The following is a 24901-nucleotide window of genomic DNA, read 5'->3' as shown; positions in this document are numbered from 1 at the left end:
CCTCTTTATACTGTACTCTCTGTTTTATTTCGTTAAGTGTATAACTTCTTCAGCAATATCACGGGCCGCATTCGGCTTGCCCAACTTTTTTATTTCAGTGCTTAGTCGTTTGCATAAATCAGTATCGTTTAACAGATGTAAGGCTGCAGCTACTAACTCCTCCCGGGCATTACGATCATTCACCAAAAGCGCAGCGTTACGTTCAACCAGACTCATTGCGTTCTTTGTCTGATGGTCTTCAGCAGCTGTAGGCAAAGGGACTAAAATGGCTGGCCGACCGACCAGGCATAATTCTGAGACCGACAAGGCTCCTGCCCGTGATACGACAGCATTGGCCACAGCATAGGCTTTGTCCATTTCATATATAAAATCAAACGCTTTAACCAAGGGAGAATTGACAGCCGCAACAGCCGCTCTTGCACGCTCAATAAAAGCTGCCCCCGTTTGCCAGATAACCTGAACGCCAGCCTCTATGAATTGCGTTAAATTTGCCTCTAGTGTTTCATTTAATGTTCTAGCTCCCTGACTTCCCCCAATTACCAGCAGAGTTGGACGCGTCGGATCAAGATTAAATAGTGTACGGCCAGCTTCTAGTTGCTGATCAGCAAACTGAATATCACTACGTACCGGATTGCCGGTTAATTTGATTTTTTCTTCAGGAAAAAAGGCATTCATGCCTGGATAAGCCACACAAATACGTTTGGCCCAGCGGGATAATGCTTTATTGGTAAGCCCTGCGTATGAATTTTGTTCCTGAATCAATGTGGGTACCCCCTTCAGAGAAGCCGACAATAGCAAAGGGCCACTAGCATAACCACCTACCCCTACAGCAACATCGGGTTGAAAATCACGAACAATTTGCTGAGCACGCGCAAAACTTCTACCCAGTTTAAACGGAAATGCTAAGTTGGCTAACGTCAGTTCACGCTTGATACCTACTATAGGCAACCCTACAATCTGATAACCAGCACGAGGCACTTTTTCCATTTCCATTTTACCTTCAGCACCCACAAACAGGATATCAACAGAAGGATCAATTACCTTCAGTTCGTTGGCAATAGCAATAGCCGGATAAATATGACCACCAGTACCTCCACCGCTAATAATAACTTTCATGCTTTTTGATCATCAAGACTGCTTCTCTATTCCACCCGCTCTACAACTATCGCAACTAAAATATGCCTATATTTTGCTTTCATCAGCGTCTTCACGACTCACACTCAGTACAATACCGATTGCCAGCCCTGTGAAAATAAGCGAGGTTCCTCCCATACTTAATAACGGCAAAGGCTGCCCTGTTACGGGTGCTAAACCTACAGCAACACAAATACTGGCAAATGCCTGAAATACAATGCTAAACGTTAGCCCAGCCGACAATAATCCACCAAACGGCCTTGTTGTTTTTTGAATGGCTTTTATACCTCGCCATAAGAACCAGATATACGCTAATACGACAGGAATTCCCCCTAGTAACAGGCCATACTCCTCAACTATAATAGCGTAAATAAAATCGGAGAAGGGGTTAGGAAGTGTATTTCTCTGATGACTATTACCAGGCCCCTGTCCTGTCAAACCACCATTAGCGAGAGCGATATACGATTGTTCGACCTGATAAACAACGGAATCAGAATCCATGAAACTCACCATCCTGCTTTTAGCCGTTTCGAAGCGCTCTCCTATTATTAAGGCCGCTCCGCCAAGCACAACACAAACCCCCACCATATAAGCTAAATACCGTACTGGTACTCGACCAATATACATCAACAGAAAGCAGGTTGCGGCTAGAAGTAATGCGGTTGAGGTATTTGACAGAATAATGAGCGAACAAATTACCCCAATCCAAAGGATCAGATTAAACAAAACGCTCGGATCATTCATAAATCGCTGACGCTTCGCCAGCATGGCAGCCAAGTTGGAAATAAGCGCCAACTTGGCTAAATCCGACGGCTGAAATGTTTGATTAATAATCGGGATCGTTACCCAGCGAGACGCATCATTTAGACTAGTTCCTTTAAAGAATGCCCAAAGAAGCAATGGAATCGACAGCCACAAGCCAAATTTCGATAACCGTGCATAATAAACGTAGTTAATATTATGAGCAAAGTAAGTACAGGCCAGGCCTAGCATAAGCAGTAGCCCGTGCTTGATCAGGAACACCTCCGTATTGCCATCTAATTCCCGAAACGCTTTTGTACCGGTAGCACTATATACGACCAGCACACTCATAATTGACAAATACAGTACAATCCACCATATCTGGCGATCACCTTTGAGATGAGTACGAATCCAATTGCGTAGGGCCATGTTTTCTTAAAGTAGTATTCGATAATCGGTAAGGGCAATAATTACTTTACTACCGTTATGCTTTATCAGCTACCAGTAAATCCTGAACTGCCTTTTTAAACTGATTACCACGATCTTGATAGTTTTTGAATAAGTCGAAACTAGCACAGGCTGGCGATAGCAGGACAGTATCTCCCGACTGACTCAATTCCAAGCCTTTTGCTACGGCTTCATTAATATTCTGAGTTTCATAGATCACTGCCACCTTATTTTTGAAGTAATCTACCAGTTTATGGTTATCAACTCCCAAACAAATTAATGCTTTTACTTTCTGGTCCACGATCTCGTCAAGCTGACTGTAATCATTTCCTTTATCCAGACCACCAGCAATCCAGACCGTTGGGGCTTCCATGCTGGATAGGGCATAGAAAACAGAGTCTACATTAGTTGCCTTTGAATCATTTATGAAATGGACACCATTAATTGTCCCGGCCGGTTCTAGCCGGTGAGCAGCATTCTGAAATGTTTTTAAGCCTTCTCTAATCAACTCATCGGAGATTCCTACTGCTTTTACAGCCAGGATGGCTGCCAATATATTTATGGCATTATGAGGTCCACGTAACGTAGTGTCAGCCTGGGCAATGCGCAAATTTTGCGACTCGTAGTTAATGGTTAAATAACCCTTATCCCAATACCCTCCCTGGGCTACGGATTCTACTAATGAAATTGGCAACCGCTTAACTTGTGGATCGTACTTTACTAGCTCGTGCAGAATGGGTTGGCTTTCCTGGAAAAAGATAAATTTGTCAGTAGGCCTTGCATTTTGGAGAATACGAAATTTAGAATCTATATATTTCTGAAACGTGTAATCATAACGATCCAGATGATCAGGTGTAATATTCAGCAAAACCATGACATCCAGGTGCGTTTCATACATATCATCTAGCTGGAAACTACTCAGTTCGAGTACAAAATAGTCGTATGTATTGTTGACTACCTGCTCTGCGAAACTATCCCCGATGTTACCACCTAAACCAACATTCAGCCCAGCTGTCTTAAGCAGATGATAAATGAGTAACGTAGTGGTTGTCTTACCATTACTTCCCGTAATACCAATAAGTTTGGCGTTTGTATAACGTGCGGCAAACTCAATTTCCGAGATAATGGGAGTACCCTGTGCCTTTAACTTCTGGATCAAGGGCACTTTTTCTGGTATGCCAGGACTTTTAATCACTTCCGTAGCCTGTAGGATTCGATCTTCGGTATGCTGACCTTCTTCGAAGGGAATTCCAGCCTTTTGTAACGTAGCACGATAGCTTTCTGTTAAAGCTGCCTTATCCGACAAAAAAACATCAAAGCCTTTGGCCTGGGCCAATAAAGCAGCCCCAACGCCACTTTCTCCTCCACCGAGAATTGCAATTTTTTTCACTACGATAAGCCGATTAAACTAGCAGCAAAATAACGCATAAATAAAGAAGCCCCGGCATTAGCCAGGGCTTTTAGTTTTAGTTTTATTTCTCTCCGTTGACGTCTATTCTTTTGGCGGTAATGAATTTGACAAACGAGCACGATTAGCCAGTTTAACTATTAGAAAGACCACCCAGGCTATAACCAAAAACTGAATCAGCACGTTGAGGAAATTACCATAGCGTATGGCAACTTCAGGCGTTGTTCCAACAGCCTCCTTAATAACAATCTTCATTTGGCTAAAATCAATGCCACCAATTACCAAACCTAATATTGGATTAATGATATCCTCTACTAATGATGTGGTAATCTTGCCGAAAGCAGCACCAATAATAATACCCACCGCCAGATCCAAAACATTTCCCTGCGCAATGAATGTGCGAAATTCTTTTAGCATATGATAATTTGTTTAGATTGAATGATTTAAGATAGGATACCCCTTGTGAAACTATAGATTACTCAATAAAAATCAAAATCGGCCTGGTAGCGGGGTTTCCGCTTTTTGTGTGTCCTTTTTAACCCGAAATGAACTGATATTATACACCAGGCCAATAGCCAGTGTTTGCTGTATCTGCAGCTCTGAACTAAAGTCTTTATTATACAGGGCAATCAATCCAAAATTTGTGCTCAAATACCGACTTATTTTAGCCGTTAGTAGTAAATCAAGGCGGTGATTAATATTGTTTAATCGAGCGTATTCGGTAAAAAGCTGATAGCGGGCATTTAATGATATGTTTTCCGTTAAATTACGATTCAACACTGTCTGTAGCTGAAAAGCAAGCCACTCAGTTCTTGAGCTTTTCCCAGGCTGTACGCCATAGGCTACCTGCGTCCGATCCGGAACAAACGTACCATCTGCTAACTCCCGCACGCGTACACCATCATCCGATAGAAAAGTAAACCGGGGAGCGATAGGGCTCATACGTAACGAAAACCAATCGTTAGGCCTGTAGGCTATACCTGCCGCAAACGTAAACTGAGCAGGAGCAAAAAAATTAGACACTTTAAGCCTGGTTTGGTCAGCAGGCAATTTGTCGTAGCGGAAGCCCGGAGCAAAAAAAGTATTGAATGTTCCAGACAGAAACAAATCCCATCTAGGCGCTATTTTTTGGCCTAAAACCGAAATAATCATGATCTGATCAGCCGCTTTTCGGGTGTTGCCCAACTGCGTAACATAACCTAGCTGAAGATCGGCCGTATTATCCCAGGAAACTTTACCTTTTTCATAAAAAGCACGAGCGGCAACAACAGCCCCTAATGCGATTGAATTGACCCCACCTCCCGACCAGTTGCTAAAAGAAGCCTGGTTGAAGTTAATACCTCCACTAAATGACTTCTGCCAATAAGACGTATCGGGCTTAACTACTACTGTATCTTTAAAGTTTGTAGTAGCTCTTAGAGAATCCTGCCCGAACCCATAGCTCAGGCTCATCCAACATATAAATGTAAGTAAGATGTTTTTCATGTTTCCTTAGACGGGAAACTAATCAACAAGATACCTGCCTATCCAAATTAATTAAAAAATTTCTACCTTTTTCGTCTGTAAAACCTGCAGAGGAAATACTGTGGTAGTATCACCGGTACGTAGCGTTAATGAAGTACTATCCACTTTTATAATTTCCCCCTTAACCTCATCAATCTGAATTATTTGGCCTTCTTTATACTTATTTCTTGAATAAAAAGAAGATAAAATATTAGCCATTACATCTCGCGAAGCTATGCCATAGCCAATTGCAAAGGCAAAAATCCCTCCGCCAATAATTAAATTAAAACTGGATTCCAATAACTCGGTATTAATCCCCGCCTGTGCGAGTGAGCTTATAATCGTAATAATCAGGAAAAAGACAAAAACGATCATGCTCAATAGCCGAGCCGACGAAATATTAAATGATTGGCAAAGGTTATATACAGCTCCTCGTAACGTATCAGCCAATAAAACGCCTACCTGAAGCATAATAGCAGCCGCAATAACTTTGGGTATAAAATTAACAAGCGACGAAACCATTTCTGTAATAGCAGCTACGCCTAAGGTTTCTGTCGATGCCGTAATAAAAACCAGCAGGATAAAATAATAAAGAACTTTGGCAACAATATCACTCAGCTTTATTTCTGTATTAAGCTGCTTGATAATACTAATCTCGTTTAAACGGCTTCCTATTTTATCAAAGCCAACCTGAGCTAGTACTCGCCGAACAATAAATGCAATTATTCTCGCTACGCCAACACCTATTAGCAAAATAACAATAGCCCCCAGAATGCGGGGTACAAACTCAACGAACTGATCAATAAGGGTTTGAAATGTATTTAGTAAAACTTCAGTTATATTAGGTAGTTGCTTCATAAAGTTACTGAGGCATGAAAGAGTCCGGTATTAACGAGATGGGTTAGCCATAACTGATGCCACGCCAAACAGATCTCCGATATAGAGTTCTATCACGGTAGCAACATCCCGAATCAAATCAATTTCGGAAAATAGTTCCTCTTTTAAGTGTGGTGGGCATTGGTCGTCTGTTTCTAAGGCAAGAAATGGGTTATTTGGCTCCATATGCTATAGTTAGGTTTAATATCGAAAAGGCCAGCGAATGGACAGGACTGCTTTTATTGCTATCAATAACCAGAATAAGGCTCCTTCTAAGTAATATTTACGAAGTTTATCACGCGTACGCTTCAGGCGCATTTTTACTGCGCTTTCAGTAATTCCATTCAAATCAGCTAGTTCACGTATACTTACATTATCCTGGTATTTCATTAATAATAAGCTTTGTTCGGTTGGGTCGAGTTGGTCCATAGCTTTCCTGAGTTGCTGGGCTTCCATCTCAGCCAATTCAGCAAGACCATCATCCTCTCCAACATCCAGCCGTTCCCAGCCCTCATCCATATAGACCTCAGTACGCCTGTGAGGAGAGCGCATATGATCTGTACAGTGATTATACGTAATTGAGTATAGCCATGTCGAAAACTTGGCCTGCTCTTTGAAGCCACCAAGTTTGATCACTAGCTTTAAAAATATGTCGTGTGTTAAGTCTTCAGCTTGTAATGGATCTTTTGTGAAGGAAAGACATTTTCGGTAAACTTTATCACAGTAGCGCTCATATAAACGCTCAAAATAGGCGTTCTTTTGCGTTTCCACATATAACCGGACTAACTCTTCGTCCGTAAATTGTTTCATTTGATTCGGTATTACTCTTTAAGACCCGAGAAACAAGTAAAGTAACGTAATTCGTTCACTTAGTCATAAAAGATTTAATTATCGGTAGATGAGAAGCAATATAGACAAAAAAGTAAGTTACAGGCGTGTAATAACGATTCTTAACTATTACTATAAGGGACGTGGATTACTTCACTAAAAGATAATTCATAATATAACTGGCGAAATCGATCGCGCGAGCGTTTTAAGCGCATTTTGACCGCGCTTGGAGTACTAGCAAACTGATCCGCAATCTCTCTGATACTAACTCCATCTATATATTTCATACGTAGCAATCCCTGTTCCTCAGTTTTAAGAATCATCATTGCCTGGCTAATTAGCCATTCTGTTTTATCTTTTTCGTCAGATGGCCCTGAATCCGAAATAGAAAACGCTATCCGATCCCAATTATCATCATTTATTGTTTCCTGCTTCACACGAACTATACGGGCGTGGTCTGTACAATGATTACGTACAATTTTATATAACCAAGTAGAAAATTTGGCCTGTTGTTTATACGTATTAAGTCTACTAATTAACTTTAAAAATATATCTTGAGTTAAATCTTCTGCCTGTGCTTCATCCTGCGTGAATAACAGACACTTTCTATGAACTTCACGACAATATCGCTTATAAATAAGCTCAAAATAGTTACTACTTTGCGTATTTACATACAACCGCACAAGGTCTTCATCGGAAAAGTACTCCATTGTAGATAATGTTAAGATATGGTAGCTTACAAATGGACTTACTTACGAGTAACTATTAGTTATCGATTTCATTTAAACGAAAAAACCCCGGCTATTTAGCCAGGGTTTACTAAACGGTAAGTATTGGGAGGAATTATCCAATAGCAACGCGCTTAAATGCTGATACGGTTAATCCTTTACTTGTCTTTTCAAGTAATTGTGCGATAGTTAATGAATTATCTTTCACAAACTCCTGATTCAACAAGGTGTTTTCTTTATAGAACTTGTTCAGTTTTCCTAAAGCAATTTTTTCGAGCATTGCCTCAGGCTTTCCTTCCTGACGAGCCTGCTCTTTACCGATTTCGATTTCACGCTCTACTACAGTTGCATCAACGCCATCTTTATCAACGGCAATCGGCTTCATAGCAGCAATCTGCATAGCAATGTCCTTCCCTACTTCTGTTACGTCTGTACCATTCGTATTGGAAAGACCTACCAGAACGCCCAATTTGCCATTTGAGTGGATGTAAGAAACAACCTGATCAGCGGTAACTGTTTCAAACGACGCTACGTCGATTTTTTCACCAATTTTACCCATCAGATCAGTGATATGATCTTGCAAGGCCCGTCCATCAGCTTGAGGAGTTGCTAACAACGAAGCTTTGTCAGCAGCGTTCGTAGCAACAGCTGTGCTAATTACAGCCATGGCGAGGTTCTGGAAATCAGCTACCTTAGAAACAGGTTCCGTTTCGCAAGCCAGAGCAACAACTTTGCCGCTCTTACCATCCTGACTTACGTGGGCGAGTACTACCCCTTCAGAGGTTGTATTATCGGCACGCTTGTCAGCTATTTTCTGACCCTGCTTCCGCAGAATCTCTTTTGCTTTTTCAAAATCGCCGTCAGCTTCGGTAAGGGCTTTTTTACAATCCATCATACCGGCTCCGGTCTCTTGCCGAAGCTTATTTACGTCAGCAGCGGTAATTGCCATCTTAGTGAAGTTTTCTGTTATTAAGTTTTCTGTTTTCAGTTCTGACTGTTCCTAACACGCTGGTAACAACAAGCTCCGTTAGTTACAGAATAGCCCATAGCGGCTGGCTACGGGCTATTATTACGTTTACAGTTTCCGGCTTATAGTTTTCAGTTGGCTAACACAGACTTCTCTAGAACTAATCAACTGAAGACTATAAACTAAAAACTGTAAACTGATTTATGCTTCCTGCTCGTCTTCAGCAACAGCAGCTGGAGAAGCCGCTTCGGGCGCGTCTTCGCCTTCAGCACTAGCCTGAGCCAGATCCTGATTGCGTTTAGCTTCCTCTTCTTCCTGAACGCGCTGATCATCTTTATCCTGTTTACGCTCCATCAGGCCTTCTTCAATAGCCTTACCGATAGCAAGCGTAATTAGAGAAATAGATTTGTAAGCATCGTCGTTAGCTGGGATAGCGAAATCAACCTCGTCTGGGTTTGAGTTCGTATCACACATAGCAAATACAGGAATACCTAAACGATGTGCTTCAGCAACTGCAATGTGCTCACGTTTTACGTCAACAACGAAAAGAGCTGCAGGCAAGCGGGTTAGGTCGGCAATACCGCCCAATACGCGCTCCAGCTTTTCTTTCTCGCGTGACCGGGTTAAACGCTCACGTTTGGCGATGCTTTTGATGGTCTCCTCATCTTTCAGCATCTTGTCCAGCGTTTGCATTTTTTTCAGTGACTTACGGATCGTAGCAAAGTTCGTTAACATACCGCCCTGCCAGCGATCGGTTACGAATGGCATTTTCAGACGACGCGCTTCTTCCGAAACGATCTCCTGCGCTTGCTTTTTCGTTGCTACAAACATCACTTTCCGGCCCGAACGAACAATACCTTTAATAGCATTGCACGCTTCATCCAGAGCAGCTAACGTCTTGTTGAGGTCAATAATGTGGATACCGTTCTTCTCCATGAAGATATACGGAGCCATCCGAGGGTCCCACTTGCGCGTTAGGTGACCGAAGTGTACACCAGCGTCAAGGAGGTCTTTATATTCGATTTGTGCCATTTCCGTTATGAAAAATGTTTTTTAGTAGTACGCAGCACCACCCGTCGGCATCATCTAAGGGCAGTCTGGACAAGTTTTATTGGTCTAAAGCTTTTGGTTTATTGATTGTGCCTGCTAATGAATACCTCTAGCGCCAGAACGATAAACAAAAACGATAAACAAAATTAACGTTTCGAGAACTGGAAGCGACGACGGGCTTTTTTCCGACCTGGCTTCTTCCGTTCAACCATACGTGAATCCCGTGTTAGGAAACCTTCTTTTTTAAGTGGAGAACGGAACTCAGCGTTCAGTTCAACTAGCGCACGGGCGATAGCCATGCGAGTTGCTTCTGCCTGACCGGCTACACCCCCACCACGAACGTTCACTTTCACGTCGTAACCGCCAACTCCATTAATAGTAGAAAAAGGCTGGTTCAGAATGATTTGCAGTACTTCGGTCGGAAAATATTGTTTGTAATCTTTTCCGTTTACCGAGATGGCCCCGCTGCCCGCCGACAAATAAACGCGGGAAATGGCAGTTTTACGGCGACCAATGGTATTAATACGATCCATTATGCTTAGAATTTAACTGCTTTAGGTTGCTGAGCCTCGTGCGGATGTTGATCACCAGCATAAACGTATAGGTTGGTATACAACCGACGACCAAGCCGATTTTTTGGCAACATGCCTTTTACGGCGTGTTCGATGATGCGCTCGGGGTGCTTTTCAAGCAGTAGCCGGGGCGTTGCGAACCGTTGACCACCAGGATAACCTGTGTGGCGGACATAAACTTTGTCGGTCAACTTTGAACCGGTAAGGCGCACCTTATCGGCGTTGATCACGATCACGTTATCTCCGCAGTCAACATGTGGTGTAAAATTGGTTTTGTGTTTGCCGCGAATCAGACGTGCGATTTGGCTGGCCAGCCGACCAAGCACTTCGCCCTGAGCGTCAACCACAATCCAATCCTTCTGCACCGTTTCTTTGTTGGCAGAGATGGTTTTGTAACTGAGCGTATTCACTGTTATGGAGACTAATTAATTGATTTCTAATGATTTGCTTACAAAAAAGCACTCCCGCTTCAAAACGGGAGTGCAAATATAGAAGTTATTGTGCTGAAAAACAAGGACCTGCCAAGTTTTCCTTATTAACGTAGCTTCAGCGTAGCTAATGCCAACACCGCCAGAATTATACCGACAATCCACATGCGGGTTACAATTTTAGCCTCGTGATAGCCTTTTTTCTGGAAATGGTGGTGTAAAGGCGACATCAGGAACACTCGTCGCCCCTCTCCGTATTTACGCTTGGTGTACTTAAAATAGCCTACCTGAATAATCACAGACAGGTTTTCGGCCAGAAAAATCCCGCAAACAAGCGGAATCATAAATTCCTTTCGAATCGCTAAAAACAATACAGCAATAACTCCCCCCAACATCAAACTACCAGTATCACCCATAAAAACCTGAGCAGGGTAGGAATTGTACCACAGAAAGCCGACACAAGCACCAACAAAGGCGGCACAAAAAATTACCAACTCGCCAGAGTTAGGGATATACATGATAGTCAGGTACTGCGAAGCGATCTTATTACTTGATAGCCAAGCCAATATAGCCAGCGTTATCCCTATAACAACGGATGTTCCTGCTGCCAGACCGTCAATACCGTCGGTAATATTTGCACCGTTAGAAATGAACGTAACAACAAAAATACAGACCAATACGTAGACGATCCAGGTATAGCTGTCCGGCAAAAGTCCAAACAGCAATGAACTGTAATCGAAATCAATATTTTTAACGAAAGGAACCGTTGTCAGCGTTGATTTAATATCCACATACACATCCGGTACGTCGGACGTAGCAAGTCGCCGGGGAGCATATTTACGTATTTTGACGTACTCGTTAAAGTAGAGTGTTAGGCCTACAATTAAGCCTAAACCAACCTGCCCAACTACTTTAAATTTCCCGTGTAGCCCTTCTTTATTCTTCTTGAAAACTTTGATATAATCGTCCAGAAACCCAATCAATCCCGTCCATACGGTTGAAACAAGGGCTAGCACGATGTAAACATTCGACAGTTTAGCAAAGAGCAATGCCGGAATCAGTAGCGATGCCAGAATAATAAAACCGCCCATGGTTGGCGTCCCACGCTTCTGCATCTGCCCTTCCAGACCAAGATCCCGAATCGATTCACCAATTTGCAGAGTACGAAGACCGTCAATAATACGCCGGCCAAAAACAGCGGCAATGAGTAGTGAGGTAATTACCGCGCCCAGGGCACGGAACGAGATATATTGAAAAACCCCGGCTCCGGGAAAGTTGTAGCGTTCGTCAAGAAAATGAAATAGGTAATAGAGCATATGGGAGCATGATTGAATGGCTGAGTGATTGACTGATTGACCGAGCTACCGTACTTTATACTCAATCGTTCAATCATTCTTTCATTCACGAGTGTACATTGTGTCAAAGTTACTGATTTCCGCGTTCCGCAAAAGCGTTACGTAGTACGGCACGGTCATCAAAATCGTATTTAACCCCCTTGATTTCCTGATAGGTTTCGTGACCCTTACCGGCCACTAAAATAATATCGTGCGGGCGCGCCATCGATACCGCCCGCTCGATAGCTTCGTGCCGGTCTTCAATCGTTACGGTCTTCTTGTAGTCGATTGGCGACACGCCAGCCTGCATCTGTTCCAGGATGGCCATTGGATCTTCGTTACGTGGATTATCTGAGGTTAGAATAACCCGGTTGCTAAACCGACAGGCAATGTCGGCCATGATAGGTCGTTTGGCAGCGTCCCGATTACCACCACAGCCAACAATGGTGATGATCTGCTCATCGGCCTGGCGCAACCCATTGATCGTTTCCAATACATTTTGCAACGCATCGGGCGTATGTGCGTAATCGACAATACCAACAATTTTATCCTCAGAAACCACCTGCTCAAATCGGCCAGGTGGTGGTGTTATTCCAGACAGGAGCATCAATACGTCGGCTGGATCTTCGCCTAGCAACACAGCAGCACCATAGACACTCAGCAGATTGTAGGCATTAAACTGACCGATCAGCTTAAACCATACTTCCTTATCATCGACCAGCATATTCAAACCGAATAAACTATCGGCCAGAATTTTCCCCTTAAACGTTGCCAGCGTTTGCAGAGAATAGGTTTCCTTTCGGGCGGCTGTGTTCTGGAGCATTACCAAACCGCGCTTATCGTCTACGTTGGTTAAGGCAAAAGCCGTTGCAGGCAGTTGGTCAAAAAACCCTTTTTTAGCTCGGATATAATTGTCGAACGTCTTGTGAAAGTCAAGATGATCATGGGTTATATTGGTAAAAATCCCTCCCGCAAACGTTAAGCCCGCAATACGTTCCTGCACAACCGCGTGTGAGCTTACTTCCATAAACACATGCGTGCAGCCATTTTCCAGCATTTGAGTCAACAACTGATTGATCGTAATAACATCCGGCGTTGTGTGTGTAGCCGGAATAACCTGATCATCTATCTGATTCTGAACCGTTGATAACAGACCGCATCGATAACCTAACCCTCGGAACAACCGGAAAAGTAACGTAGCAACTGATGTTTTGCCGTTAGTGCCCGTTACGCCAACCAGCTTCAACTTCTGGGATGGCTGCTGGTAGAAATTGGCAGCCACTAAGCCCATCGTTTTTGCCGAGTCCTGAACACGCACGTAAGCAACTGCCTTATGCAGTTCAGCAGGGAGTTCTTCGCATACAATAGCAGCAGCACCCTGTAAAATGGCGGTTTCAATAAAACTGTGACCGTCGGTAACGGTACCCCGCACAGCGATAAATAAACTACCAACCCCAGCTTTTCTGGAATCCATCGTTACGTTGGTAATGTCGGTTTCCATACTGCCCGACGTTGCCAGCAGAGGAATTTTATAAAGAAGATCTTTTAGCTGCATACTAAATGAACGAGCCTCATACCCGTTTTTCGACTGCAAAAAAACAGATTGAGGCTCGTTCTACCTAATTTTCTTATTGTTGCTCTGGCTGTTGCTAGCCCATCTTTATCGTAATCGTTTTTGAACTCAGTCCATCTGTCCCAGTCCCTGGATCAATAGACTGCTCTTTAACTTTTCCACGACCTTCAATTACGACCCGCAGTCCCTTATTCTCTAACAGGTAAACCGCATCACGCAGCGACAAACCCCGTACATCGGGCACGCGCCCCGAACGCGTCGGGCGCGATCGCCATCGCCCCGAAGCAGTGGTTTCAACCCAGCCTTCGCCAGCAGGTTCGTTACGTATATTCAGCGTAGAACTGATAGTGTGTAAATCATCGGCATAACCCGCCAATAGCCCTGTTGTTGAGCGCGGACCCGATGAATGACCCCGTAGTGGGGCATGCATTCGATAATCGTAGGCAACAATCCGATCTGCGACCTCTTTGAAAACCGGGGCTGCTACGGAGCCGGCATAGAGCAAATCAATATTATCTCCCTGTGGCGTATCCACAACAGTTATCATACTATACTTCGGTTTATCGGCAGGGAAATAACCAATGAACGACGTATAATATTTACCGACCTGATACTTGCCATTAATGATTTTCTGGGCTGTACCGGTTTTACCGGCAATAGCATAATTAGGGTTATTGATATGGCGGGCCGTTCCACGCGTAACAACGCCACGAAGCAGCTCCTGCGCTTTTCGGGCCGTCTGAGGAGAACAAATTGGCTCCGGTAATACGTATGGCTGGTTATCTTCCACTACCTGCTCATCAAGCTTAATTTGTTTGACAAGCATGGGACGAACCCAGCGCCCGTTATTAGCCACTGCATTATAAAAAGCCAGCATTTGCAAGGGCGTTATCTGCATTTCGTACCCGTAGCTCATGGATGTTAACGAAATCTTACTCCAACCTTTCATATCTGGGTTCCGAACAACCGGAATAGCTTCCCCCTTCATATGAATTCCTGTTGGCTTAGTCAGATGAAATCGTTGTAGGTACGAACAATATTTATCGGCCCGGCTGTAGAAATAGCTTCTCATCAGCAGGTGGGTGCCAACGTTCGATGATTTTTCAAAAACTTGTCTGGCTGTAATGGTACCCGATCCTCCTCGTTTGGCATCACTAATAACCAAATTATGATACGTAGTAGACCCGCCCCCGGTAGCCACTGGCTGTTCAAGCGAAATGGCTTTTTCTTCCAGTAAAGCCATCATGGTTGCCAGTTTGAACGTAGATCCGGGATCTGTTCGGCCAGCCAGTGCGTGGTTAAAATTCTCTACGTAATGATCGCCCTGGCGAGTCAGATTGGCAATGGCTCTGATTTCGCCCGTAGCCACTTCCATCACAATCACACACCCTTTGGCCGCATTGTATTTTTCAAGCGCCGAACGTAGCGCCGTTTCGGCCATGTCCTGATAGTTTACGTCAATGGTCGTGTACAGGTCCATACCTTTCTCAGGCTTCATATCGGGCCCATCTTCAACCGGTTTCCGAACGCCACCCGATAAGACTTCAACCAGCCCGACAGCATTTTTACCCGCCAAAGCTGGTTGAAAACTGGCTTCTAATCCCATCAATCCCCGCCCCGTTCTGACATCAAGATTGCCAATTGTCCGTTCGGCCATTTGATCAAATGGATGATATCGCTCATAATAAGGTCGGAGTACCCCACCCCGAGCCGCCACTTTTGCCGTCGACCTGAAGAATGGCCACTTACGCATCATCTGCCGTTCTTCAAACGTAACACGCCGTCGGTTTAGGGGAACGTAGCGTCGTTTATGTGACCGCGCGTCGGTTACCATATCAGTATAATCCCTGGCCGACCGATCGCCAAAGATTCGGGATAGTAGCAAGCCCAATGAATCTTTCTTGTTGTTAAAATACTCCTGTTTGGCCACGGTTGGGTCGAGACCAACAACGTAGGTAGGTAGCGACGTAGCTAGCAAACTTCCATCAACCGCGTAAATATTCCCCCGCTGAGCCCGGATCGTATCTCGCTGAATAACAGTTGCCGCAACTCGCTCCCGCCAGAATTTCCCACTTTTTGATTTCTGAAAATACTGGACATAGACCAGCCGAAAAATAACGCCCAGCGCCAACAGAATCACTACGTAGTAAACATGGTTGGCCCGCTGAATAATGTCCTGCTTAATGTTCATCGCTTTTGACTACAATTTTATGGGGTGGGTTCTCGCTATCCGTCAAACCGAGTCCTACTACACGTTTGGCCAGTTCAGACTGTTTACCGCTTTTATCAAAATTAGCCCGAAGCACGGTTGCCTGCGCTCGTAGTTCATCGACCTGATTTTTTGTTCGCTGAATTCTCCGGACAAGCCGTTCGGCATTATGATTCAGACCGATATACAATACCAGCAGGAAAGTAACCCACAAAATTCGATCGATATGGCGAATAGGCCATGCATTGTCTTCGCCAAATAATCGGTCCAGACCAATAAAATCATTCAACCAGGACGCCATCCAGATTCGGCGTCGCTGCTTTTTCTGCTTCGCTGCCCGCGCGGGCTCACGGAACGTATTTTTAGCCATTATGGGGAGGGATTCGTAGCCACAAAGTAACGAAAAACTCACTGCTACCGATAGCCCGTAAATAAGAAGCGATGACATCTTTTTTCAAGAGTCATCGCTTTCAATATTGTCCACTTAGTTGCTAGTCTTTATTCCTTCCAGCGCCATTCATTGGCAATTTGCAAGGGCGTTCGTAACCCCTGGGCCACCAGAAAATCGCGTGTTTGCGAATCGGTCTGTCGACGGGCTGGAATATCATCAGCATCGGCAAGAGCATAGAGTAGCATCCCCGCGTAGCGAACTGTATTTTTAAGCTGATCGGCATTGACCAGATTAATCCGGTCGCAATTCGCGTGGTAACAATCAAGAACTGATCTATCCAGATGCCCGTTCATACCCACAACCGGCACCCCTTCCAGCATAAATGGCTGATGATCAGAGTGCAATCCGGCCTGATTCTGCATCTGATTGGCAAAGGCTGGCTCAGTACGTTTCATCGTTTCGCCGACAGTTGTCAGGAAAGAAACCATATCCGATCGCCCAAATGCATTCAGGCCATTGGGGTCGTTGGTCATATCCAGATTCAGCATATACCGCACTTTATCCAGTTGCCCTTTTTTCCTGAGATTTCCCACCATAGCTCTTGAGCCAAGCAGCCCCTGTTCTTCACCCATAAAGAGAACAAACTCGATCGTACGTTTAGGTTTCAACTTCAGAGCCTTAAACGTCCGGGCAATATCCATAATGGCAAAGGACCCGATACCGTTATCAATCGCTCCGGTTGCTAAATCCCACGAGTCGAGGTGGCCGCCCACGACAATTTTTTCGTCCGGATATTTTGACCCTTTAAGCGTAGCAATTACGTTACGTGCCTTGATTTTCCGACTCGTGTTGGTCATGTCAATAACGGCCTGAAGCGGGCTCACTTCTTCCTGCATCCATAAACGTAGCGCCTGTCCGCTTTCGTAGGAGATACAGACAGACGGAATAGAAATCAGTTTGCCGGTAACCGAAGCCGTTCCTGTGAGCAATACATTGCCCGGCACCAGATTCACCATAATTACACCAGATGCCCCATACTGAATAGCCAGTGCTGTTTTTTCGGAACGGTGCAGGTTACGCGCTCCTTTTGTTGGAGCCGCCAATCCAATATTAACTAGTGCTATTTTGCCCTTCAATTTATCTTTCAAGGCGGCAAAATCGCCTTCCAATCCATTGCCCACATCCACAATTTCGCCTTTGACATGGGCTTCAACGGGCGAATGGGCTAACGAAACAACCTGAACATCCCGAAAATTATCGCTCCGATTAGGAACAACCGAGAGGGTTACGGTGTCCCGCGTCCAGGCTTCAACCTCAAACGGCTCATAACGAACGTCTTTAAAACCGTAAGAAGACAATAAATCAAAGGCGTAGGTTTCCGCACGAGTACCGTTTGGACTCCCTGTCAGCCGATGACCCACCCGTTGTGAGGCATCCGACAGCGTTTCGTAGGCCCGACTATTCTTCGTAACCTCCTCATTGATACGCAGGAAGGCTTTTTCGAGGGAAATTACATTGGTATAAAAGGCAGTGAGTATGCCGGCCGTGCCGATACAGAACAGGACGAGCCGGAAGCGAGGCACGTAAAACGTTCGGTGCATAGAAGGAGGGTTGATTCTTCGCTAAAGATACAAAAAGGCCACTGATTTACGGGCCCGAAAGAGTAGACACTTTATGGAATAAAAGCGTTCGTTTGCCGGCTCCAAATTCCGCAAAAAATAGTAGTCCTAAAGCGCTTCGAGTAGTTGATGTTTCATTGGCTTAAGGCGTACTGTTTGCCGACCGGCTAACCAATCCGCATCGAGGCCGGTAAGACCAAAAACCCGATCCCAGCTCCGCTCAAAACAATGGGCAGCATCTGGAAACGTAACGGATACCGACAAGGCACGCTCATAAAAGCGCAGTGGTAGCGCCCGAATGGCATCCCGATGAATGGCAAACTGGGCTCCTAACACAAAGGTGTATAGTTCAGGTCCATCGGCATCAAATAGCGCCCGGTGGAACCCCCGAATATCGAGTCCGCGGCCGTCTTCGTTTTTGCTCCAGGGCCGAAAAAGCCGTTCCCCCTGCCAATCATCTGTGTCGATCAGGTGCCCTAACCATCGAAAGTGCTTCTGCGTAGGACTACCGATTGAATCAGGCTGATCGACGAATGCTTTCAGACTTTTCTTAAAATCGTAGGCATGATCGAACGGTTTTCCCTGACAGAAAACGGTCCAGTCGGCCAGCGATTCGTAGCGGCTAACAATATGATGTAAATACGTATGTGCCTCCCGGCCAATATTCGGAAGGGATATAACCTCCTGGTCTGCTATGTCTGCCATGTTCTTAGCATATACCGTTTTTTGAATACTGGACGGTATGTTACGTAACCAGTTCAGGTTTTCGGTATAACGGGCAACAACGAGTTCAATCATGACAGCTTTTCGGCAAGAACATCAAACAAGCAGACAAAGGTCGTAAAGAATTCATTGTCCTGACAGCTTCCGATTCGGCAGCTGATAAGAATCCGTTATTTTTACCAGCAATCACCCGAAACGAACCGCAGCCCAGGACTGTTATGAAACGAACGTGTTTTACTTTTTTTATCACGCTCACGCTGTATAGCATGACACAAGCGCAACCAACTCCCGTTGCGGCTCCGAAAGCCGCTATCAAACCTAAAGAACTGATTACGAACGGCCATAAGCGAATCGACAACTATTATTATTTGAACGAACGCGAAGACCCTGAAGTAATAAAATACCTAAATGCCGAAAACGCGTATCTGGAACAGGAGCTGGCTCCCGTAAAAGGCTTGCAGGAGAAGCTGTTTGAGGAAATGAAGGGCCGTATCAAACAGCAGGATGAATCTGTTCCTTACAAAGAAGGGCCGTATTATTACTACACCCGATTTATTACTGGCGGAGAATACCCTATTTATTGCCGCAAAAAGGAATCTCTGGATGGCCCCGAAGAGATCATGTTCGATGGGAATGCCATGGCTAAGGGGCATAACTATTATCAGCTCGGAGGTTATGAGATCTCTGACAACGATGAACTGGCCCTTTTTGCCGAAGATACCGTCAGTCGTCGTCTCTACACGCTACGTATCAAGAACCTGAAAACGGGTACAGTTTATCCGGAGTCAATCCCTGATACGGAAGCGGGCAGTTTTGCCTGGGCGACCGATAATAAAACCCTGTTTTACATCAAAAAAGACCCGCAAACATTGCTTGGTTATCAGGTGTATCGGCACGTATTAGGCACTGACCCTAAAAACGACGTACTGGTCTACGAAGAACCCGATAATCAGTTCTACATGGGTTTAGGCCGCTCGAAGTCAAAAAAATATATTACCATCGGCTGCGATCACAATGGTGTCTCAACCGAATATCGCTTACTGGAAGCGAATAATCCCACCGGCGAATTCAAGGTATTTTTACCTCGGGAGAAAGGCCATGAATACGACATTGTTCATTACAAAGACAAGTTTTATATCCGTACCAACTGGAAAGCCGAAAACTTTCGGCTGATGGAGGTACCGGAAGGGAAAAATGCGGACCGGACTGCCTGGAAAGAAGTCATCGCTCACCGCCCGGACGTTTATCTGGCCAATATGGACGTATTTGTCAATCATCTTGTTCTCGGCGAACGCAAAGCTGGACTTACCAACATTCGTGTCATCAATCAGAAGACTAAAACAGATGAATATCTGGACTTTGGTGAACCCGCCTACGTAGCAGGCATCGGTTATAATCCTGATTTCAATACCAACGTACTACGTTACGGCTACTCCTCGCTGACGACGCCTAACTCAACGTTTGATTACGACATGGACACCCGCCAGAAAAAGCTCATGAAGCAACAGGAGGTTCTGGGTGGATTTGATAAAAACAACTACGTATCAGAACGCTTCTATGTACCAGCGCGCGATGGCGTACAGGTTCCGGTTTCTCTCGTATACCGAAAAGGAACCAAAAAAGATGGAACAGCACCTCTGCTTCAGTACTCCTACGGGTCGTATGGCTATTCGACCGATCCCGGCTTTAGCTCCACTCGTCTGAGTTTGCTGGACCGTGGGTTTATTTATGCCATCGCCCACATTCGTGGCGGGCAGGAAATGGGTCGTCGCTGGTATGAAGATGGCAAGATGCTGAAAAAGAAAAATACGTTTAACGATTTTGTCGACGTATCGGAATACCTGATCAAGAACAAATACACCAGCTCCGACAAACTGTTTGCGATGGGAGGCAGCGCGGGCGGACTGTTGATGGGTGCGATTATCAATCAGGCACCTCAGTTATACAAAGGTGTTGTGGCAGCCGTACCTTTTGTCGACGTAGTGACTACCATGCTTGACGAAAGCATTCCGCTCACTACCGGTGAATTTGAGGAATGGGGCAATCCCAAACAAAAGCAGTATTACGACTATATGTTATCGTATTCTCCTTACGATAACGTAACAAAAAAGGCGTATCCTAATTTGCTGGTCACAACTGGACTCCACGATTCGCAGGTCCAATATTGGGAACCGGCCAAATGGGTTGCCAAACTACGGGCGCTGAAAACCGATAAAAACCAGTTGCTGCTTCACACCAATATGGATGCTGGTCATGGAGGAGCATCGGGTCGTTTTCAGGCTTTAAAAGAAATAGCGCTTGAGTATGCTTTTCTACTGAATCTACTTGGTGAACGCCAGTAAGAATCAATTTACAAAACGCCCATTCTGCGCATATGCGGAATGGGCGTTTTCTTTTTTTATATAGTAACCTACAGGTAGTATTTTTTGACACAACCGCCTATCGCGAATTAATTAACCGGCATACCTTTCCCTTTACTTTTTAATAAAATAGGCCATTTAGAACATTATTTTTTATCATTTTCCCTCATTTTAATAAACTTAAAATCTATTAAATTACAAAAATGGCACGTCCTTTGCACCTCATTTTTAGAACTACACACACTTTCGTAAGCAACAGATAATACGTAACTAGTTATTATCGAAGCTTTTATTTAAGTCTTTTTTTAGCAAAAGGACTCAACATTTAGTGGGCGACTTAACCGGCTAACAGACAGCCAGATTCCTGGAAAGATAGGATTATCGCTTACGCATGTCCTGATTTATGGGCATACGTTTTGCGACGAAAAGGCTTACGCCTTAAGCTTCCTATAGATCTGTATGTTAAAAGTCTACCAAGCACCTCATTACCAAAATACTCAACAACCTCTTGACACTAGAGTCAATAAGCCCCCCTTCTGGTTATCCTTTTTCCCCTCTAATTCCCTCCAGCCAATCGGTTTTTTGGTGGGATTATGCCTACTCCTTTCCGGCCATCTGGCAGCCCAGTCCATATCCGGAAATGTCTTTTTCGATGGTAATAACAATGGGTCACGCGATGCGCTGGAAACAGGTTTTCCCGGTGTTGTTGTCAATGCGTATCGGGCTGGTTCTTTGATCAGCAGTGAGGCCACAGACAATAGAGGAAATTATACGCTCACTTCTGGCATTGCAATGGGAGTAAGCTACCGACTGGAGTTCATACTGCCTGCCGGTTACAATGATGGTGCTGCGGGTGGCGGTTCCAATACGTCCGTACAATTCGCGAAAGGCGGAGACAGCCAGATAAATCTGGGCATCTACGTACCAAACCAGTGCGGCTCCGATGGCAGTACGATTCCCCGAATTATAGCGGGTTGTATTCCTTTTGGGGGCGACGTAACGCTTGCGTCCAATGCGTATGACAACCATTCCGTTGGGCGTCAAAGCTGTAGTCTGACGCCCCATCAGGACGACCTTACTAAATATGAAATTGGCGTACCTTATGCGATAACGATTCACAAGCGCCAAAAACTCGCCATTTTAACTACCTTATCCAGTCCTAACCTCAGTGATTTTCCGCCCGCACCAGATGGCGCTACGGCTATTTATGCCGTTGATTACTCGGGGCCTGATTTCACCTATAAATCGTATAAGCTGCTCGCCAAACTGAGTGATATGGGCATTGAAGCCAGCAATCAATTCCCGATTTCGCCAGGTACTAACAACATCGGGGAATATGGGTTTGGCGGTATTACGATCAGCGAAGACGAGCGTTATCTCTATATCATCAACATGGGTAAGGGCAATCTTATTCGGCTCGATATTTCGGGAATAAACTACCAGACAATTCCAGCCGGAGGGTTTACCTCAACCAGTCAGCTACCTACGATTGAAATTGACATTCCCGCGGCTGTTGCCAACTGTACGAACGGGCGGTTTCGGCCGTCGGCGCTACGTATGTATGCCGGCAAATTATACATAGGGGGTATATGCGACGCATCAGCTTCCAGCGATAACTCGGGCTTATACGCCAAAATCATCGAACTGAACCCCAGTACGGGGGCCAGCCGAGTTGTATTCTCGCATGACTTGACTTCGTTCAATATCGGGGATCTTTCGGCTACTGACCTCCCTCAGGCACGCTGGAAATTCCCTTTTCGGACCAGTATAAGCGATGGCAATCCGGGCGAAAAGCAGCCTTTCTTTAATGATATTGGCTTTGATGATACAGGGTCTATCATTTTTACAATTGTCGACCGAAAAGTATTTACGACGGATACGAACCGCGAGCCAGGTTATCTGCTACGTACCTGGCGGCAGGACGATGGAACGTTCGAGCTTGAATCAGACCGGAAATCGGGGCCATTTACGAGTGCGGCCCTCATCGCCCACAGTTTTACTGGCCAACCCGCCAACTTATCAGTCGATAATGGCGGACCAGGTACTATTGCTGGTCCTAAATGGTTTTTTGAGCAAGGGATCGATATATACGGCGATGCACAAAGCTATTTTAACCACGTTAACCTGGCGAATGGAGGCATTTTCATTATGCCAGGCACAAAAGAAGTAGTGGTTGGCTTTACGGACCCCGGCTGCGTCAGTACGTCGGGTATGCGCTATTTCGACTGGACCAACGGCACAACCAAATACGGAGTAGGCCTAACCAACGTGAAGTATTTCTCCATCACCGGCATGAGCGCAGTTTGCGATCCTAGCCCTATCGAAATAGGCAACTACGTCTGGAAAGACAGCAACCGCGATGGCATACAGGACCCGGACGAACCCGCTATTCAGGGGGCAACAGTAGCCTTATATGAGAAATGCGCTGGAACACCTATTGCGACAGCGGTAACCGACGCCACTGGAAACTATTATTTTTCATCAGCTACTGGGCAATCGACAAGTAGCCATATTTACGGCGTTACGTTAAATCCTGATTCAGCGTACTGCCTTAAGGTTACTTCCTTAGGCAATACGCCCTTGGTTAACGATCTGCTGTTGACAAGAATCTCACCCACTACCGGCGAAACAAGAGGAATCCAGAATACCGGACAAACGCTAAGCAATAGCGATGCCTTTCTGGTAGATGGTTACCCTACGATCAGCTTTACGATGAATTCGGCGGGCCAGAATAACCATACGTACGATTTCGGATTTACGGACGAACCCTGCAGTTTAACAACAGCGATAACTGCCAGCAGCTGCGATCCCACAACTGATACGTATTCCCTGACAGTTGTATCAACGGTAGCGAACAGCAAAGAAACCGATACGTTAACCATTAGTGTGGGAGGAATTACGCGGACTTTCTCAACCAGCGTCAGTTTCGACAGCCAATTCACTACGGTATTTTCTGGACTCTCCGCTGACGGACAAAGCCACACGGTTACGGTTAGCCTCCCAAACTGTAGCACACTGACCACTAATTATAGTGCTCCCACAGGTTGTAAGTCACTGCTAACACTCAACAAACTGGTCGATCGGTCGATAGCCAAAGTTGGCGATTTGCTAACCTACAAACTTGTACTATCCAATACAGGTACAGGTGTTGGTTCAATACTAGTACGAGACTCGCTCAGCGCAGGACTTACATACATCGATGAGTCTGCCAGCACACCATCGGGTACAACATTTACGGCTGGCAACCCAATCAGTTTATGGAACGTAGCATCTATCAGCGCCGGACAAAGCCTGACACTGACGTATCAGGTACGGGTCGACGCAACCGGTATACTTTATAACATAGCTACTATTCCTGGCGATACCGCCAAAGTTTGTACATCGGTTCCTATCCTGATGTGTCTGGGCGATCAATTCGAGTTGACAGCACCTACCGGAAAATCGAACTATCGGTGGTATAAAAATGGGGCTTTGATTGGGGATCAGAGCAGTAATAGTTTACTGGTCACAGAACCAGGTACCTATAGTCTTCAGGTCGACAACGCCGGAAGTAGCTGCCCTGACTATTCGTGCTGTCCCATTATTTTTGAGGAAGATACGCTACCAAACGTTCAGGCCAGCGCCATACGTAGCACTTGTCTGGGGAATAGTGCCAGAGATAATGGACAGCTTGTTATTAGCAATTTTAACCCAGCTCATACGTATCAATATTCATTGGGCGCTACGTTTGATTCTACAGCGGCACTATCTGGACCCGCCAGAACGATTCCTTCCAATGGTCTACTGAGTGCTACGTTACCAAACCCAACGGTAGCGCAATTCTATACAATCCGGGTGTATAATCAATCGGGCTGTCACGCTGATGTTACGGTGGCGCTGTTACCAACGATCTGCGATTGTCCGGCTTCGATCTGTGTGCCCTACGTACTTCAGCAAACAAAACGCCCCCGTCGAATTGGGGATCCGGTTCGCTGATAGTATATCGTAAAACAACGTCAACTGCCTGGAAT

At 45.2% G+C, this 24901-nt stretch carries 21 protein-coding genes; 2 read left to right on the top strand and 19 right to left on the bottom strand.

Features of this window, described 5'->3' with window-relative positions; all coding sequences use genetic code 11:
- Positions 1-24: 24 nt before the first annotated feature.
- From murG to GK108_RS03040, 19 genes are all read right to left on the bottom strand, one after another.
- Positions 25-1116 carry an undecaprenyldiphospho-muramoylpentapeptide beta-N-acetylglucosaminyltransferase gene (murG, locus tag GK108_RS03125; RefSeq protein WP_163942574.1) on the bottom strand — a complete coding sequence of 364 codons (1092 nt, stop codon included), beginning with the start codon at positions 1114-1116 and terminating at the stop codon, positions 25-27.
- 66 nt (positions 1117-1182) lie between these two features.
- A complete protein-coding gene (locus GK108_RS03120) occupies positions 1183-2304 on the bottom strand; it encodes an FtsW/RodA/SpoVE family cell cycle protein (RefSeq protein ID WP_163942571.1) in 1122 nt (373 codons plus the stop codon).
- Between the two features lie 55 nt (positions 2305-2359).
- On the bottom strand, positions 2360-3718 hold the full coding sequence (murD, locus tag GK108_RS03115) for a UDP-N-acetylmuramoyl-L-alanine--D-glutamate ligase (protein ID WP_163943792.1): 1359 nt from the start codon (positions 3716-3718) through the stop codon (positions 2360-2362).
- Positions 3719-3814: 96 nt separating this feature from the next.
- The gene (mscL, locus tag GK108_RS03110) at positions 3815-4147 is read right to left on the bottom strand and encodes a large conductance mechanosensitive channel protein MscL (protein WP_163942569.1); all 333 of its coding nucleotides are present in this window, start codon (positions 4145-4147) and stop codon (positions 3815-3817) included.
- A 72-nt stretch (positions 4148-4219) separates the two neighbouring features.
- Positions 4220-5215, bottom strand: coding sequence for a DUF3078 domain-containing protein (locus tag GK108_RS03105; RefSeq protein ID WP_163942565.1), 996 nt, complete (start codon positions 5213-5215; stop codon positions 4220-4222).
- A 51-nt stretch (positions 5216-5266) separates the two neighbouring features.
- Positions 5267-6091 carry a mechanosensitive ion channel family protein gene (locus GK108_RS03100; RefSeq protein WP_163942562.1) on the bottom strand — a complete coding sequence of 275 codons (825 nt, stop codon included), beginning with the start codon at positions 6089-6091 and terminating at the stop codon, positions 5267-5269.
- A 30-nt stretch (positions 6092-6121) separates the two neighbouring features.
- Complete coding sequence (locus GK108_RS31060; RefSeq protein WP_170305372.1) at positions 6122-6295, bottom strand: hypothetical protein; 174 nt, start codon at positions 6293-6295, stop codon at positions 6122-6124.
- Between the two features lie 15 nt (positions 6296-6310).
- The gene (locus tag GK108_RS03095; RefSeq protein ID WP_163942558.1) at positions 6311-6919 is read right to left on the bottom strand and encodes an RNA polymerase sigma factor; all 609 of its coding nucleotides are present in this window, start codon (positions 6917-6919) and stop codon (positions 6311-6313) included.
- 140 nt (positions 6920-7059) lie between these two features.
- Entirely contained in the window at positions 7060-7647 is a 588-nt protein-coding gene (locus GK108_RS03090) for an RNA polymerase sigma factor (protein ID WP_163942555.1), read from the bottom strand.
- 133 nt (positions 7648-7780) lie between these two features.
- Positions 7781-8614, bottom strand: a complete 834-nt coding sequence (gene tsf, locus GK108_RS03085; protein WP_163942552.1) for a translation elongation factor Ts — start codon at positions 8612-8614, stop codon at positions 7781-7783.
- 219 nt (positions 8615-8833) lie between these two features.
- Positions 8834-9664: a 30S ribosomal protein S2 gene (rpsB, locus tag GK108_RS03080; RefSeq protein WP_163942549.1), complete on the bottom strand. Its 831-nt coding sequence runs from the start codon at positions 9662-9664 to the stop codon at positions 8834-8836.
- A 164-nt stretch (positions 9665-9828) separates the two neighbouring features.
- Complete coding sequence (gene rpsI, locus GK108_RS03075; protein ID WP_163942546.1) at positions 9829-10215, bottom strand: 30S ribosomal protein S9; 387 nt, start codon at positions 10213-10215, stop codon at positions 9829-9831.
- Between the two features lie 5 nt (positions 10216-10220).
- Positions 10221-10664 (bottom strand): 50S ribosomal protein L13, encoded by a 444-nt coding sequence (gene rplM / locus GK108_RS03070; protein ID WP_163942543.1) that lies wholly within the window; start codon positions 10662-10664, stop codon positions 10221-10223.
- Positions 10665-10789: 125 nt separating this feature from the next.
- Entirely contained in the window at positions 10790-11998 is a 1209-nt protein-coding gene (mraY, locus tag GK108_RS03065) for a phospho-N-acetylmuramoyl-pentapeptide-transferase (RefSeq protein WP_163942540.1), read from the bottom strand.
- 109 nt (positions 11999-12107) lie between these two features.
- Positions 12108-13571 carry a UDP-N-acetylmuramoyl-L-alanyl-D-glutamate--2,6-diaminopimelate ligase gene (locus tag GK108_RS03060; protein WP_163942537.1) on the bottom strand — a complete coding sequence of 488 codons (1464 nt, stop codon included), beginning with the start codon at positions 13569-13571 and terminating at the stop codon, positions 12108-12110.
- A 94-nt stretch (positions 13572-13665) separates the two neighbouring features.
- Entirely contained in the window at positions 13666-15780 is a 2115-nt protein-coding gene (locus GK108_RS03055) for a penicillin-binding protein (protein ID WP_163942533.1), read from the bottom strand.
- Positions 15770-16168: an FtsL-like putative cell division protein gene (locus tag GK108_RS03050; protein WP_163943788.1), complete on the bottom strand. Its 399-nt coding sequence runs from the start codon at positions 16166-16168 to the stop codon at positions 15770-15772. Before GK108_RS03050 ends, GK108_RS03055 begins: the two co-directional genes overlap by 11 nt.
- A gap of 128 nt (positions 16169-16296) precedes the next feature.
- Positions 16297-17790 (bottom strand): M20/M25/M40 family metallo-hydrolase, encoded by a 1494-nt coding sequence (locus GK108_RS03045; RefSeq protein WP_163942530.1) that lies wholly within the window; start codon positions 17788-17790, stop codon positions 16297-16299.
- 126 nt (positions 17791-17916) lie between these two features.
- Positions 17917-18606 (bottom strand): DUF3431 domain-containing protein, encoded by a 690-nt coding sequence (locus GK108_RS03040; RefSeq protein ID WP_163942527.1) that lies wholly within the window; start codon positions 18604-18606, stop codon positions 17917-17919.
- 143 nt (positions 18607-18749) lie between these two features.
- Between GK108_RS03040 and GK108_RS03035 the strand changes: the two genes are divergently transcribed.
- Both GK108_RS03035 and GK108_RS03030 read left to right on the top strand, forming a co-directional pair.
- The gene (locus GK108_RS03035; protein ID WP_163942524.1) at positions 18750-20873 is read left to right on the top strand and encodes a S9 family peptidase; all 2124 of its coding nucleotides are present in this window, start codon (positions 18750-18752) and stop codon (positions 20871-20873) included.
- Between the two features lie 477 nt (positions 20874-21350).
- Positions 21351-24866 (top strand): SdrD B-like domain-containing protein, encoded by a 3516-nt coding sequence (locus GK108_RS03030; RefSeq protein ID WP_163942521.1) that lies wholly within the window; start codon positions 21351-21353, stop codon positions 24864-24866.
- Positions 24867-24901: the final 35 nt, after the last annotated feature.

Source organism: Spirosoma terrae, from assembly GCF_010435915.1.
Lineage (GTDB): Bacteria > Bacteroidota > Bacteroidia > Cytophagales > Spirosomataceae > Spirosoma > Spirosoma terrae.
This window is presented reverse-complemented; position numbering and strand designations above follow the sequence as displayed.

Excerpts from the sequence above, each read along its gene's own strand:
- GK108_RS31060 (WP_170305372.1), bottom strand. The coding sequence starts at position 6,295 with ATGGAGCCAAATAACCCATTTCTTGCCTTAGAAACAGACGACCAATGC.
- mscL (WP_163942569.1), bottom strand. The coding sequence starts at position 4,147 with ATGCTAAAAGAATTTCGCACATTCATTGCGCAGGGAAATGTTTTGGAT.
- GK108_RS03030 (WP_163942521.1), top strand. The coding sequence starts at position 21,351 with ATGTTAAAAGTCTACCAAGCACCTCATTACCAAAATACTCAACAACCT.
- GK108_RS03100 (WP_163942562.1), bottom strand. The coding sequence starts at position 6,091 with ATGAAGCAACTACCTAATATAACTGAAGTTTTACTAAATACATTTCAA.
- GK108_RS03050 (WP_163943788.1), bottom strand. The coding sequence starts at position 16,168 with ATGGCTAAAAATACGTTCCGTGAGCCCGCGCGGGCAGCGAAGCAGAAA.
- rpsI (WP_163942546.1), bottom strand. The coding sequence starts at position 10,215 with ATGGATCGTATTAATACCATTGGTCGCCGTAAAACTGCCATTTCCCGC.
- GK108_RS03120 (WP_163942571.1), bottom strand. The coding sequence starts at position 2,304 with ATGGCCCTACGCAATTGGATTCGTACTCATCTCAAAGGTGATCGCCAG.
- tsf (WP_163942552.1), bottom strand. The coding sequence starts at position 8,614 with ATGGCAATTACCGCTGCTGACGTAAATAAGCTTCGGCAAGAGACCGGA.
- GK108_RS03060 (WP_163942537.1), bottom strand. The coding sequence starts at position 13,571 with ATGCAGCTAAAAGATCTTCTTTATAAAATTCCTCTGCTGGCAACGTCG.
- GK108_RS03090 (WP_163942555.1), bottom strand. The coding sequence starts at position 7,647 with ATGGAGTACTTTTCCGATGAAGACCTTGTGCGGTTGTATGTAAATACG.
- mraY (WP_163942540.1), bottom strand. The coding sequence starts at position 11,998 with ATGCTCTATTACCTATTTCATTTTCTTGACGAACGCTACAACTTTCCC.
- GK108_RS03105 (WP_163942565.1), bottom strand. The coding sequence starts at position 5,215 with ATGAAAAACATCTTACTTACATTTATATGTTGGATGAGCCTGAGCTAT.
- murG (WP_163942574.1), bottom strand. The coding sequence starts at position 1,116 with ATGAAAGTTATTATTAGCGGTGGAGGTACTGGTGGTCATATTTATCCG.
- GK108_RS03055 (WP_163942533.1), bottom strand. The coding sequence starts at position 15,780 with ATGAACATTAAGCAGGACATTATTCAGCGGGCCAACCATGTTTACTAC.
- GK108_RS03045 (WP_163942530.1), bottom strand. The coding sequence starts at position 17,790 with ATGCACCGAACGTTTTACGTGCCTCGCTTCCGGCTCGTCCTGTTCTGT.
- GK108_RS03095 (WP_163942558.1), bottom strand. The coding sequence starts at position 6,919 with ATGAAACAATTTACGGACGAAGAGTTAGTCCGGTTATATGTGGAAACG.
- GK108_RS03040 (WP_163942527.1), bottom strand. The coding sequence starts at position 18,606 with ATGATTGAACTCGTTGTTGCCCGTTATACCGAAAACCTGAACTGGTTA.
- GK108_RS03035 (WP_163942524.1), top strand. The coding sequence starts at position 18,750 with ATGAAACGAACGTGTTTTACTTTTTTTATCACGCTCACGCTGTATAGC.
- rpsB (WP_163942549.1), bottom strand. The coding sequence starts at position 9,664 with ATGGCACAAATCGAATATAAAGACCTCCTTGACGCTGGTGTACACTTC.